This is a genomic window from Micromonospora sp. NPDC004551 (assembly GCF_040609975.1).
In the GTDB taxonomy this organism is placed as follows: Bacteria; Actinomycetota; Actinomycetes; order Mycobacteriales; family Micromonosporaceae; genus Micromonospora.
In genome coordinates this window covers 87,990-100,940 of record NZ_JBEXLM010000016.1, presented here as the reverse complement: position 1 = coordinate 100,940, position 12,951 = coordinate 87,990, and the positions used below count along the sequence as shown (strand labels likewise).

Genomic DNA, 12,951 nt, shown 5'->3' with positions numbered 1-12,951 from the left:
CCCCGCCCGGCCTACCGGTCAGCGCAGGTCGAAGGCGTACAGCTTGTTGTTGCCCGTGCCGATGTGATAGCCGGATCCCCAGTAGACGGAGCCGTCGACGACGGCCGCACCCGCGATCACCGAGCCGCCACTGGCGAACCGCCACCGGATGGCGCCGGTGCTCGCGTCGAGGGCGTACATGTTGTCGCCGGTGCCGGCGCCGGAGCCGACGTACACCACGCCGTTGGCGGAGGTGACGTAGCCCATGTCGATGGCGCCCTGCGGATCGGGGGTCCGCCACAGGATCCGGCCGGTCGCGGCGTCCAGCGCCGCCCACATCCCGCCGGTCAGGGTGATCTCACCGCCGTCGCCGGACGGGATCGTGAAGGGCACGCGGTCGGAGTTGGCCAGCGCCACGTAGATCCGCCGGCCGTCGGTGGCCGAGCCCCACTGGATCCCGCCCATGCCACCGCCCGGGCCCACCTGGGTCTTCCACACCACCCGGCCGTCGTCCGGGTCCAGCGCCCAGTAGTCGCCGCTCTTCTGGCCGATGCCGAGCAGCTCGCGCTGGCGCCCGCCGATCGTGGTGGTGAACAGGTTCGGCGACGAGCCGAAGTTCATGTCGGTGCCCGGCGGCGGGTCCAGCTCGGACACCGCGTCGGCGCTCAGCGTCTTGTGCACCCAGCGGACCCGGCCGGTCCGCAGGTCCAGCGCCACCACCGAGTCGAAGTAGTCGTCGGCCGCCGGCAACTCGCAGCCGGTCTGGTCGGGGCGGGTGCACACGCCCTCCGGCACCGTGTAGTTGTTGCCGGTGCCGACGTACACCAGGCCCCGGCGACGATCCACGACGGGGTTGCTCCCCCAGACGGCGCTGCCGGTGTAGCCCGGCGGGGCCATGTAGGTCCGCCACAGGATCCGGCCGGTCCGCAGGTCGAGCGCGACGACGCTGCCCCGGAAGGTGTGCGGCGGCGGCAGGATCTCCTCCGAGGAGGAGATTCCGACGTAGACCACGCCCCGGTCGATCACCGGGGCGCCGGTCACCTTCGCACGGGGGTTGGGGTCGACCTGGGTACGCCAGCGCAGCGCGCCGGTCCCCCGGTCCACCGCGATCACGCCGGCGCCGCTGGGCGACTCGATGGTGAAGCCCTTGCCGATCACGACCAGGTCACCCGAGACCGCCGGGGTGGTGCGGGAGCCGTCGACCGGCGGGCCCGTGTAGTCGCTGATCGGGTGCGACCACACGGGCGTGCCGTCGGAGGCCCGGATGGCCCACAACGTGCCGCCGGCGTCCGGCACGTAGAGGATGCCGTCCGCCACCGCCGGCGTGGCGTTGATGTCGCCGTTCGCGGTGAACACCCAGCGGGGATTCAGCCGGCCCACGTTGCGGGCGTCGATGGTCCGCTCGGTCGCGGCGTGCCGCGTGTTGTGCGTGTTCTGCCCGGCGACGGACCAGTCGCGTACCGACGGCACGCGGGGCCGGTCACCGGCCCCCGCCGGGGCCGCGCCGGCGAAACCGGCGACCACCCCCAGGCTCACGATCCCTGCCAACACCCGCATCCGCATGAGCGCTCCTCCTGGGTCGGCCCGCCGCGCCGGACCCGTCAGGACGGGGAGGGCGGACCACGACGTGGATCGGGGCGCCGGGTCGGTCGCCGGACCCTGCCACGGCCCGGCCGGCGGCCCCTTCCGTCCCAGCATGGCGGGGGCCGGCCGGCCGGGGCATCTCGCAGGCTGCTCACCTCGATCGGGCGCGCGGCGGTCAGGCCGTGTGCGTCACCACGGCGGCCACGATCGTGTCCCAGTCCTGGCTGGGCAGTTCGTGGCCGACCCCGTCGAGACGCAGCAGCGACGCCTCCGGGATCTCCCGGACCAGGGCGGTGGCGTGGTCGAAGGGGTGCACCGGGTCGTCGCTGCCGTGGATCACCAGGGTGGGCACGGCCAGCTCCCCGAGCCGCCCGCGCCACGGCGGCACATCGCCCATGGCGAAGTGGTTCTTCATGCTCGCCTCGATGTCCACCGCACGATCGAACTCGCGCCCGATCAGCCGGCGGTAGCGCGCCTCCTCGAACGTGCGGCCGGAGCCGGTGCAGGGCCGCTGCAGGGACAACCGGTACTCGATGACCTGCTCCCGGTCGGACCAGTCCGGCATCCGGACGTCCGCGTACGCCTTCTGGAAATCCTCGGGCATGGCGGACAGGTCGGGGTTGTCCGGACCCGGCACGCCGGGGCTGGACGAGACCAGGACGAGGGAGGCGACCCGGTCGGGGTGGTCGAGCGCCACCAGCTGGGCCACCATCCCGCCCATCGACTGGCCGACCAGGTGGGCGGCCGGCAGGTCGAGCGCGTCCAGCACACCGACCGCGTCGGCGGCGAGATCGCGCAGGGTGTACGGCGGCTTCCCGGGCGGGTAGCTCACCGACTGGCCGGTGTCGCGGTAGTCGTAGCGCACCACGAAACGGGAATGGTCGGCCAGCCGCTGACAGATCTCCTCGTCCCACATCAGCATCGACGACGTCGACCCGGCCAGCAGCAGCACGGCCGGGTCGGCGGGCCGGCCGAAGGTCTCGACGCACAGGTCGACCCCGTTCGTCCGCACCGTCGTACCGCCGGCCGCGGAGATGCTCTCGGTCATGATCCACCTCTCTCCGTGCCCTCCGGGCACTCATCTGTTCGACTGACCTGCGCCGCGGGCCGCGCCGCTACCGCCCGCCCGGGGCGCCGGCGCCGGACTCCTCCGCGAGGGTCCGCGCCACACACTCCTCCGGCCGAAGGCCGGCCCCGTACTCGAACTCGCCCTTGAAGCCGTCCTCGCCGAGCACGGCCCGGGCCCGCGCCGCGATCCGCTCCACGTCCCGGCGCTCGGCCGGCGGCAACGGCATCCCCACCGACTCGCGGGCCGCCGCCGCGGCGCCGAGCAGCCGGGCGGCCCCCACCCCGTCGCCGGCCACCGCCCGCGCACCGGCCAGGCCCTCCAGCGCCAGCGCGATCGTCCGGCGCTCCCGGGTCTGCCGGGCGGCCTCCCAACCCTCCCGGTGCCGCGCCGACGCGGTGTCGGCGTCACCGCGCTGCTCGGCGACGAAGCCCAGCTCGGCCTGGACCGCCGCGATGCCCGCCGGCCAGGCGGCCCGCCGGTTCCAGCTCAGCCACGGCAGCAGCCGCCGTTCCGCCGCGTCGAGATCCCCCTCCCACCGGTCGGAGACGGCCGACCCCAGGTCGGCGACCTGTTCCATGGCCTTCACCGACTCCTCGGCGGCGAGGGTGCGGGCCCGGCGGAACAGCTCCCGGGCGCGCATGTGGTCGCCCTGGAGCTGGGCGATCCGGCCCGCGCCGTTCAGCTGCCGCGCCACCTCGGCGCGCAGCCCCAACTCCTGCGCGATGTGCAGCCCGTCGGCGAACCACCGGCCGGCACGGTCGTACTCCCCGGTGAACAGGGCCAGCTCGGCCAGCGGGGTGGTCGCCTGGAGGATGCCCCAGTGGTCGCCCAGCTCACGGAAGAGCACCAGACTCCGCTCGGCGTCGCGGCGCAGCGCGGAGAAGTCCCCGCACAACTGGGCGTGGTACGCCAGCACGGCCAGCGCCGCCGCCTCCCCCCACCGGTCGCCGAGGGCGCGGAAGGTCGCCAGCAGCCGGTTGACCGGGTCCTCGGCCGGCCGGGTGACGTCGATCGGGGTGACCACCGCGAGCAGCAGGGCCGCCCGCGCCCGGCCCGCCGGGTCGTCCGGATCGTCCACATAGCTCTTCGCCGTGGCGTACCGCTGCTCCACCAGCGCGTCCGGCGGCTCGCCGGCCAGCGCCGCGATGCCGGCCTGCCAGGTCATCGCCGTGCCGCGCAGGCCCTCTGGCGCGGCGCCCGGCACGGCCAGGGCGGCGGCCAGCGCGCGGCGGCCCTCCCCGACCCGGCTGCGCAGCACCCAGTACCAGGCCAGCGCGCAGGTCAGGCGCAGCGCGAGGTGCGCGTCGCGGCGCTGCGCGCAGCCGCCCAGCGCGGCACGGAGGTTGGCCGCCTCGGCGTCGAGCTGACGCAGCGCGGTGCGCTGGTGCACGCCGCGCAGCCGCTCGTCGGCCTGCTCGGCCAGGGCCGTGTACCACTCGGCGTGGCGGGCGCGCAGGTCGGCCAGCTCGCCGGCCTCGGCGAGCTGCTCCAGGCAATACGCGGCGACCGACTCCAGCAGGCGGTACCGGGGCCCGTCCGGCTGCTCCGCCGGCACCAGCAGGGAGCGGTCGATCAGGCGGGCCAACAGGTCCGGCACCTGGCCCGGGTCCACCTCGCCGCCGGCGCACACCTCGCGGGCGGCGGCGAGCGTGCAGCCGTCGGCGTGCACCGCGAGCCGCCGCAGCAGGGCCCGCTCCGGGCCGCTGAGCAGCTCCCAGCTCCAGTCGATCATCGCCCGCAACGTCTGCTGCCGCGCCGGTTCCGAGCGCCGCCCGGAGGCCAGCAAGCCGAACCGGTCGTCCAGGCCGGCGGCGAGCTGGCGCACGCCCATCGCCCGGACCCGGGTGGCCGCGAGTTCGAGGGCCAGCGGGATGCCGTCCAGCCGGCGGCAGACCGCCGCGACGTCGGCCGCGTTGTCCGGCCCGAGCGTGAAGCCCGCCGCGCCGGCCCGCGCGCGGACGGTGAACAGCTCGACGGCGCCGTAGCGGAGCAGCCGGGCCGGGTCGTCGTCGGCTCCCGGTTCGGGCAGCGCCAGCGGCGGCACCACCCACACCTGCTCACCGGCCACGCCCAGCGGCTCCTGGCTGGTGGTGAGCACGCGCAGGCCGGGCAGCCCACCGAGCAGCCGGCGGACCAGCTCGGCCACGTCGTCGACCACGTGTTCGCAGTTGTCCAGCACCAGCAGGAGGCGCCGGTCGTGCAGCGCCTCCGCCAGTGCCTCCACACAGGACCCGGAGTCGGTCGGGGCCCGCACGTCCAGCTCGGCGGCGATCCGGTCGACCAGACCCGGCAACGTGGGACGGTCGGCCCCGGCCGGGTCGGCCGCCCCCGCCGTGCGGTCCAGGGCGGCCAGCTCGACCAGCCAGACGCCGTCGGGGAAGTCCGCGGTCAGCCCGCCGGCGGCCTCCACCGCCAGCCGGGTCTTGCCCACGCCGCCCGGACCGACGAGGGTGACCAGCCGGCCGCCACCCAGCAGCGCCCGCACCTCGTCGACGGCGCCGTCGCGGCCGACCAGGCCGGTCAGCGGCGTCGGCAGGTTGGTCAGCCGACGCCGGACCGGCGGCCCGGCGGGCGGCGCCGTCAGGCTCTCCTCCTGCCGCAGGATCGCCTGGTGCAGGGCGACCACGGCCGGGCCCGGTGCGAGCCCCAGTTCCTCGTTCAGCCGCTCGTGCAGCTCCCGGTACGCGGCCAGCGCGTCGCCCTGCCGGCCGAGGCGGTAGAGCACCCGCATCTGCGTGGCCCGGAACCGCTCCCGCAACGGATGGTCGGCCACCAGGTCCGCCAGCTCGCCGACGAGCGTCACGTCCTCGCCGAGTTCGGCACGCAGCTCGACCTGGTCCTCCAACGCGGTCAGCCGCCGCTCCTCGAGCCGGGCCACCGCCCCGGCGGCGAACGGGGCGTCGGCGAAGCCCACGAAGGACGGCCCGCGCCACAGCGCCAGCGCCTCGGCCAGGACCGAGACCCGCTGTCGCCGATCATCGGTGTGCTCGGCCCGGGCCAGCAGCGCCTCGAAGCGGTGCGCGTCGACCGCGTCGGCCGGGACGTCCAGCACGTAGCCGGCGCCGCTGCGGACCACCGGGTCGGGCAGGCCCGGCTCGGCGTCGCGCAGCACGCGGCGAAGCTGCGAGATCTTGCTGCGGAGCACCGCGTGCGGGTTGGCCGGCGGCCGGTCGCCCCACAGGTCGTCGATCAGCCGGTCGGCCGTGACGACCCGGCCGGACTGCGCGAGCAGGTCCGCCAACAGCGCCCGCACTTTCCACTCGGGAATCTTGACGTGCCGCCCATTGGTGGTCCACACCTCCAGTGGGCCGAGCACACCAAAGCGCATGTTGGCACTCTAACCGAGACCCGTACAGAAGGGCGTGACGAGGCGTTCCGACCCTGCTCCGACGTGCCGGAACAGCGCCGGAACGAATCCGGAACCCGGCGCGACGACAATGGCGACGAGCTATTGCCACTTCGACGGACGCCGGTCAACGGAAATACGAGGAGTTCGTGGAATGTCGTCATCGCGATTACGATTGGCAATTGTCGTCGGCAGCATCCGGGCCGGTCGTTTCGGCTCGGTCGCGGCCCGCTGGCTCGCCGGCCAGGCCGAGCTGCGCGACGACCTCCAGGTGGATCTGATCGAGCTGGCCGAGGCGCGCCTGCCGGAGGTGCGCCTCGCCGACGGTGACGTGATACCGCAGGCCGTCCGCGACCTGAGCCCCTGGCTGGCCGGCGCGGACGCCTTCGTGGTGGTGGTGCCCGAGCACAACCGCAGCTTCCCGGCGTCGCTGAAGAACGCCGTCGACTGGTACCGGGAGGAGTGGCAGGCGAAGCCGGTCGGCTTCCTCTGCTACGGCGGCCCGGCGGGCGGCCTCCGCGCCGCCGAGCAGCTGCGGCAGGTGTTCGCCGCGCTCGGTTCGGCGACCATCCGGGAGACCGTCAGCCTGTCGCACCACCGGGCGCTCTTCGACGCCCACGGCCAGCCGGTCGACGCCGAGTCCGTGTCGCTGGACACCCGGCGCATGTTCGACGAGCTGGTCTGGTGGGCCGAGGCGCTGCGCAACCACCGGCAGATCCGTCCGTACGTCCGCTGACCCCGTCCCGCCGTCCCCGGACGGCCGACACGAGTGAAGGAAGGATCACCATGTCGTCCCACGCCGACATGCCGTCGGACACCTCCGCCGCCCCGGGCGCGCTGGCGGGCCGCCGCGAGTTCGCCGGGCTGGCCGTGCTGGCCCTCGCCGCGCTGCTGATGTCGCTCGACCTCAGCGTGCTCTACCTCGCCCTGCCGCACCTGAGCACGGCGCTCTCCGCCAACAGCACCGAACAGCTCTGGGTCGTCGACATCTACGGCTTCATGACCGCCGGCTTCCTCATCACCATGGGAAGCCTCGGTGACCGGATCGGCCGGCGGAGACTGCTGCTCCTCGGTGCGGCGCTGTTCGGGCTCACCTCGGTGGTCGCCGCCTTCTCCACCTCGTTCTGGATGCTGTTCGGCGCCCGGGCGCTCATGGGCGTGGCGGCAGCCACCGTCATGCCCTGCGGGCTGGGCCTGATCAGCCACATGTTCGCCCATCCCGCCCAGCGCGGCATGGCCATCGCCTCCTGGATGAGCTGCTTCATGGGCGGCCTGCTGATCGGCCCGGTCGTCGGTGGCGTCCTGCTGCGCTTCTTCTGGTGGGGCTCGGTGTTCCTGATCGCCGTACCGGTGATGCTCCTGCTGCTGCTGACCGGTCCCCGGCTGCTGCCGGAATACCGCAACCCGCATCGGGGGCCGCTGGATGTGGTCAGCGTCGTGCTCTCCCTGGCCGGCGTGCTGCTCGTCATCTTCGGCCTGAAGGAGCTGGCCAGGAGTGGTTGGGCCGCCGTGCCCATCGCCGCCGTGGTCCTCGGCCTGGTGGCGGCCGCGGTCTTCGTCCTGCGCCAGCGGACGCTCCGCGACCCGATGCTCGACACCGGACTGTTCGCCAACCAGATCTTCGCCGCCGCGGTGATCTTCGGCCTGCTCGGCGGCGCGGTGCAGGGTGGTAGCTCGTTGCTGGTCACCCTGCACCTGCAGACCGTGGAGGGCCTGTCCACCCTGGGCACCGGCCTGTGGATGCTGCCGCCGACCCTGGGACTCATCGTCGGGCTCATGCTCGGCCCGGGCCTGGCGCAACGGATCCGCCCGGCCTACGTGCTCGCTGCCGGGATGGTGATCGCGGCTGCCGGGTACGTGGTGCTCACCCAGGTCACCCGCAGCGGCGGCCTGGCACCCGTCCTGATCGGCTTCGGCATCGTGCTGTTCGGCGTGGGCATCCCGCTCGGCCTGGTGACCGGCCTGGCCATCGGCGCGGTCTCCACGGAGAAGACCGGTTCCGCCTCGGCCGTGATGCAGACCGGCAGCGAGTTCGGGGTGGCCTTCGGCATCGCGGCCCTGGGCAGCGTCGCCACCGCCGTCTACCGCACCGAGCTGACCGACGCGCTGCCCTCGGGCGTCACCGCCGAGGCGGCGCAGGCCGCCCGGGGCAGCGTCGAAGCCGCGGAGGCCACCGCCCGCGCGCTGCCCGGCTCGCTGGGCACCGGCCTGGTCGACGCCGCGCACGACGCCTTCACCGCCGGTCTGAACACCGTCGCCCTCGTCGGGGCGATCGTCGTGCTCGGCCTGGCCGTCCTGTCCGTCGTCGCGCTGCGCAAGGTCGACCCGGTTCCCCCGCCCCCCAAGCCGGCGAAGCCGACGAAGCCGGCCGCCGGCACAGCCGCGGAGGCGCCCGCGCAGGCCGGTTGAGTGAACCCGCGTGCGGGGCAGGGCCGGCCCGGGCCCTGCCCCGCACGCGTGTCCGGACCCGGCAATCTCGGAGAAGCCCCGCCCGGTGGCGGCGGCCGAGAATGGTTGCGGCGGGGCCCGGATGTCGCCGGCCGCGCACGGCCGAACCCGGCCGCCGGCCCGAGGCTCACCGGCGCGGAGGAGGAGACTGCCATGGCGGACGCCCCGGTCACCCTGATCACCGGTGGCGCGGCCGGCATCGGTGCGGCAACCGCCGAGCGTCTGCTGCGCCGCGGCGACCGGGTCGCGGTGACCGGCCGGGATCCGGAGCGGCTCGCCCGCTTCGCCGCCGCGGCCGACGCCGGGCAGCGGTTGGCGGTGATCCCCGGCGACGCGGCCGAACCCGCCGCGGTGGAACGGGCCGTGCGCACCACGGTCGAGCGTTTCGGGCGGCTGGACACGGTCGTCGCGAACGCCGGGACGGCAACCTTCGACGCCGTGGACGACGGGGACCCGCAGGGCTGGCGGGAGATGGTCCTCCTCAACGTGCTGGGACCGGCGCTGCTGGTCCGCGCGGCGCTGCCGAGCCTGCGCCGCACCCGCGGCCGGATCATCCTGGTCGGCAGCCTGGCCGGCCTCGTCGCCACCCGCGGCAACCTGTACGGGGCCACGAAGTGGGCGGTCACCGGGCTCGCGGAGAACGTCCGGCTGATGGTCGCCGGCGACGGGATCCGGGTCACGTTGATCGCCCCCGGCCGGGTCGACACCACCTTCTGGGCGCCCGCGGGCGGCACCCCCTCCGGCGGAAGCCTCACCGCTGGCCAGATCGCCGACAGCATCCTCTGGGTGCTGGGCCAGCCCGAAGGGGTCGACCTCGCGAGCCTCGTCATCCGGCCGATGCCCGCCGACTGAGCCCCCCGGTCCGGCCGGGCCACCGCCCGGACCGCCGGACCGTCCCGTCCCGCTCGCGGAGGTAACGCACGGATGCGACACGACCATCTCATCATCGGCGCCGGCCCGTGCGGGCTCGCCGCCGCCCACGAACTGCACCGCGCCGGCGCGCGGCCGGTGGTCCTGGAACGCGGCGCGGTCGCCGGCGGGCTCGCCTCGTCGTTCACGGACCGGGCCGGCTTCGTGTGGGACCAGGGCGCGCACGTCGCCTTCAGCTACTTCGGCGACTTCGACACCCTGCTCGACGACGTCATGGCCGGGGACGTGCTGCGCCACCAGCGCTCCTCCTACATCCGCTACGGCGACAGCTGGGTGCCGTACCCGTTCCAGCACAACCTCAGCGCCCTGCCCACCGACGACGCCGTCGACTGCCTGGTCAAGATGATCGACCGGCCGGACGGCACGGTACGCAACTACGAGGACTGGCTGCTGGCGAACTTCGGCACCGGCATCGTCGAGCGGTTCATGCGCCCGTACCACGAGAAGTTGTGGACGGTGCCCACCGACGAGATGTCGACCGACTGGGTGACCCATCGGGTGGCCACGGTCGACTGGCGGGGCGCGCTGCGCAACCTGGTCGAGCGGCGGACCGCGCCGGGCTGGGGACCCAACAGCACCTTCAGCTATCCGGGCAGCGGCGGTATCGGCGAGCCGTTCCGGCGCCTGGCGGCCCGGCTGCCCGATGTGCGGTACGAGGCGCCGGTGCGGCGGATCGACCCGGACGCCCGCACCGTCACGTACGGCTCCGGCGAGCACCTGTCGTACGAGCGGCTGGTCTCCACCATGCCGCTGACCGCGCTGGTGTCGGCGCTCACCCGGTGCCCGGCGGAGGTGCGCGCCGCCGCCGAGGCGCTGCGGCACAACCGGGTGCTGGTGGTGGGCGTGGGCGCCCGGGGCCAGGTGGACCCGGCGTGGCACTGGCTGTACTTCCCCGAATCCGGCTACCCGTTCTACCGGATCACCAACATGGGCCTGTTCGCCGGCGCGAACATGCCGGAGCCGCGCGAGAGCCACGTGTCGTACCTGGCGGAGATCGCCCTGCCTGCCGACGGCGGTTGGCCCGACGACGACGCGGCGGTGCGCCGGACCGTGGCCGGCCTGGAGCGGGCCGGGCTGCTGCCCGACCCCGGCGCGGTCGTCTCCCGCTACGTGCGGCGGATCCCGATGGCGTACCCGATCCCGACGCTGGACCGCACGGACGCCGTGGCGCTGATCCTCGACCACCTGGAGACGCGGGGCATCTACTCCCGCGGCCGTTTCGGCGTCTGGCTCTACGAGTACGGGAACATGGACCACGCCATGAAGATGGGGTCCGACGTCGCCCGGCACCTGCTCACCGGGGAGACGGAACGGATCCCCCTGCCGCACCGGCTGCCCGCGTCGGCCCGGTCGGTCGCCGCGGCCGTGTACTGACCTCCACCACGAAGTTCGGCACTCGCGAAGACGTGCCGCCGCCGCCGGCTCGGCATGCTCGGATCATCGGCCGCGACGCAGCGCCGCACGCGACCGCCCCCGACTCCCACCCCGGAGGTGAGGCGACGATGACGTTGCAGAGGCACCACGAGGATCGCCGCGGGACCGTGCCGGCGGCCGTCCCCGCCGCGCCCGCCACCCACCGGCGGGCCGTGCTGGTCAGCATCGCCGCCGGCCTGCTGCTCGCGGTCGTCTGGTCGTTCGAACTGGTCGACTCGGTGATCGGCGACTCCGTCGCGAACGGGGTGCTCGGTCACGACGCCAAGGCCACCGCCCTCACCGGCACCGGCGCCGGCCTGCTCTTCGCCCTCGTCTCCGGCTTCGCCGGCACCTTCACCGCCTGCAACATCGCCATGGTCGCCTCGATCGGGCCGATGAGCCAGGCCGGCCGGACGCCCCGTACGACCGCCGGGACCCTGCGCCCGCTGCTGCGGACCATCGGCCTGCTCGCGGCCGGCATGCTGCCCGTGGCGGCGGTCTACGGCGCCGCCGGTGTGCTGCTCGGCGACCGGCTGCCCCAGCTGTCCACCGCGTCCGTCGGGGACATGCCGGTGCGGCTCATCCAGTCCTCGGTGGTGTTCGGCCTGATCGGCCTGGCGCTGCTCTACCTCGGCCTCGCCGCGCTCGGTGTCGTGCCGGACCTGTTCGCGGGCCGGCCGGCGGGGCGCGTCGTGGTGCTCGGGGCGCTCATCGGCGGATTCCTCATCGGCCGCCCCTACCCGCTGTTCAACAAGCTGTTCCACTGGGCGGTGGACACCGGCAACCCGCTCTACGGCGCCCTGGCGTTCGCCCTGCAGTCCATGGGCAACATCCTCGTGGTGACGGTGCTGTTCGCGGGCGTCGTCCTGCTCAGCCGGGGCCGCTTCCTGCACTGGATGGCCGACCCGCGCCGCAGCGTCGTCGTGACCGGGTCGCTGCTCGTCGCCCTGGGCGTCTTCACCGTCGTGTACTGGGACCTGCGGGTTCCCGCGCACTTCGGCGTCGGCTGGTTCCCCAGCATGCCCTACAACTGACCGCCCGGCCGCCGCCCGGGCACGCCGACAGGAGGTGTCCCACCCATGCCTGACGACCGTACGCGCCGTACCGGACGACTCACGGGTCCCCTGGAACGACCCGGCCGCCGCCCGACCGAACCGGGATGTGCGTCGTGACACGGATGCTGGTCACCGGCGGAGCCGGCTTCATCGGCGCGAACTTCGTGCACTGGACCCTGTCCCGCCGGCCCGAGTACACCGTCCGGGTCCTCGACGCCCTCACCTACGCCGGTGGCCGGCGGACCCTGGCGGCCGTCGACGACCGGATCGAGTTCGTGCACGGTGACGTCTGCGACGCCGCCCTGGTCGACGGGCTCGTGGCCGACAGTGATCTCGTGGTGCACTTCGCCGCGGAGTCGCACGTCGACAACTCCCTGCACGACCCGTCGCCGTTCGTCCGCACCAACGTGCTGGGCACCTACACCGTGCTGGAGGCGGTCCGGCGCCACGACCGGCGGCTGCACCACATCTCCACCGACGAGGTCTTCGGCGATCTCGGCCTGGACGGCGACGGGAAGTTCACCGAGGAGAGCCCCTACGACCCGTCCAGCCCGTACTCGGCCACCAAGGCCGGGTCGGACATGCTGGTCCGGGCGTGGGTGCGGTCCTACGGGGTCCGGGCCACGCTGTCGAACTGCGCCAACAACTACGGCGCGTACCAGCACGTGGAGAAGTTCATCCCCCGGCAGGTGACGAACCTGCTCAGCGGCCACCGGCCCAAGCTGTTCGGCACGGGCGCGCACGTGCGGGAGTGGACCCACGTGGACGACCACAACGCGGCGGTGCACCTGATCCTGGACCGGGGCCGGCTCGGTGAGACGTACCTGATCGGCTCCGGGGACGTGCACAGCAACAAGGCCGTGCTGGAACTCATCCTCGACCTGATGGGCGAGGCCGCCGGCGGGTACGACCACGTGCCGGACCGCCCGGGCCACGACCTGCGCTACTCCATCGACAGCGGGAAGCTGCGCCGCGAGCTGGGCTGGCAGCCCCGCTACCCCGACCTGCGCAGCGGGCTGACCGACACGATCGAGTGGTACCGGGACAACGAGTGGTGGTGGAAGCCGGACAAGGAGCGCACCGAGGAGCGCTACCAGCAGCTCGGCCGGTAGCCGGCGCGGAAAGGG

General features: G+C 74.0%; 9 protein-coding genes. 6 read left to right on the top strand and 3 right to left on the bottom strand.

The window, feature by feature from the left end:
- Positions 1-18 precede the first annotated feature (18 nt).
- The 3 genes from ABZW14_RS19995 to ABZW14_RS19985 form a co-directional block, all read right to left on the bottom strand.
- A complete protein-coding gene (locus tag ABZW14_RS19995; RefSeq protein ID WP_355348334.1) occupies positions 19-1,536 on the bottom strand; it encodes a PQQ-binding-like beta-propeller repeat protein in 1,518 nt (505 codons plus the stop codon).
- Positions 1,537-1,738: 202 nt separating this feature from the next.
- The gene (locus ABZW14_RS19990; protein WP_355348331.1) at positions 1,739-2,611 is read right to left on the bottom strand and encodes an alpha/beta hydrolase; all 873 of its coding nucleotides are present in this window, start codon (positions 2,609-2,611) and stop codon (positions 1,739-1,741) included.
- A 67-nt stretch (positions 2,612-2,678) separates the two neighbouring features.
- The gene (locus tag ABZW14_RS19985) at positions 2,679-5,960 is read right to left on the bottom strand and encodes a BTAD domain-containing putative transcriptional regulator (protein ID WP_355348328.1); all 3,282 of its coding nucleotides are present in this window, start codon (positions 5,958-5,960) and stop codon (positions 2,679-2,681) included.
- A 193-nt stretch (positions 5,961-6,153) separates the two neighbouring features.
- Here ABZW14_RS19985 and ABZW14_RS19980 point away from each other — a divergent pair, with 193 nt between their 5' ends.
- The 6 genes from ABZW14_RS19980 to rfbB all read left to right on the top strand — a co-directional run bounded on the left by ABZW14_RS19980 (position 6,154) and on the right by rfbB (position 12,936).
- Positions 6,154-6,714 (top strand): NAD(P)H-dependent oxidoreductase, encoded by a 561-nt coding sequence (locus ABZW14_RS19980; protein WP_355348325.1) that lies wholly within the window; start codon positions 6,154-6,156, stop codon positions 6,712-6,714.
- Positions 6,715-6,764: 50 nt separating this feature from the next.
- Complete coding sequence (locus ABZW14_RS19975) at positions 6,765-8,387, top strand: MFS transporter (protein WP_355348323.1); 1,623 nt, start codon at positions 6,765-6,767, stop codon at positions 8,385-8,387.
- A gap of 192 nt (positions 8,388-8,579) precedes the next feature.
- Positions 8,580-9,278 carry an SDR family oxidoreductase gene (locus tag ABZW14_RS19970; RefSeq protein ID WP_355348320.1) on the top strand — a complete coding sequence of 233 codons (699 nt, stop codon included), beginning with the start codon at positions 8,580-8,582 and terminating at the stop codon, positions 9,276-9,278.
- A gap of 72 nt (positions 9,279-9,350) precedes the next feature.
- On the top strand, positions 9,351-10,730 hold the full coding sequence (locus ABZW14_RS19965) for an FAD-dependent oxidoreductase (RefSeq protein ID WP_355348317.1): 1,380 nt from the start codon (positions 9,351-9,353) through the stop codon (positions 10,728-10,730).
- Positions 10,731-10,858: 128 nt separating this feature from the next.
- Positions 10,859-11,803: a hypothetical protein gene (locus ABZW14_RS19960; RefSeq protein WP_355348314.1), complete on the top strand. Its 945-nt coding sequence runs from the start codon at positions 10,859-10,861 to the stop codon at positions 11,801-11,803.
- Positions 11,804-11,946: 143 nt separating this feature from the next.
- Positions 11,947-12,936 (top strand): dTDP-glucose 4,6-dehydratase, encoded by a 990-nt coding sequence (gene rfbB, locus ABZW14_RS19955; RefSeq protein WP_355348474.1) that lies wholly within the window; start codon positions 11,947-11,949, stop codon positions 12,934-12,936.
- Positions 12,937-12,951: the final 15 nt, after the last annotated feature.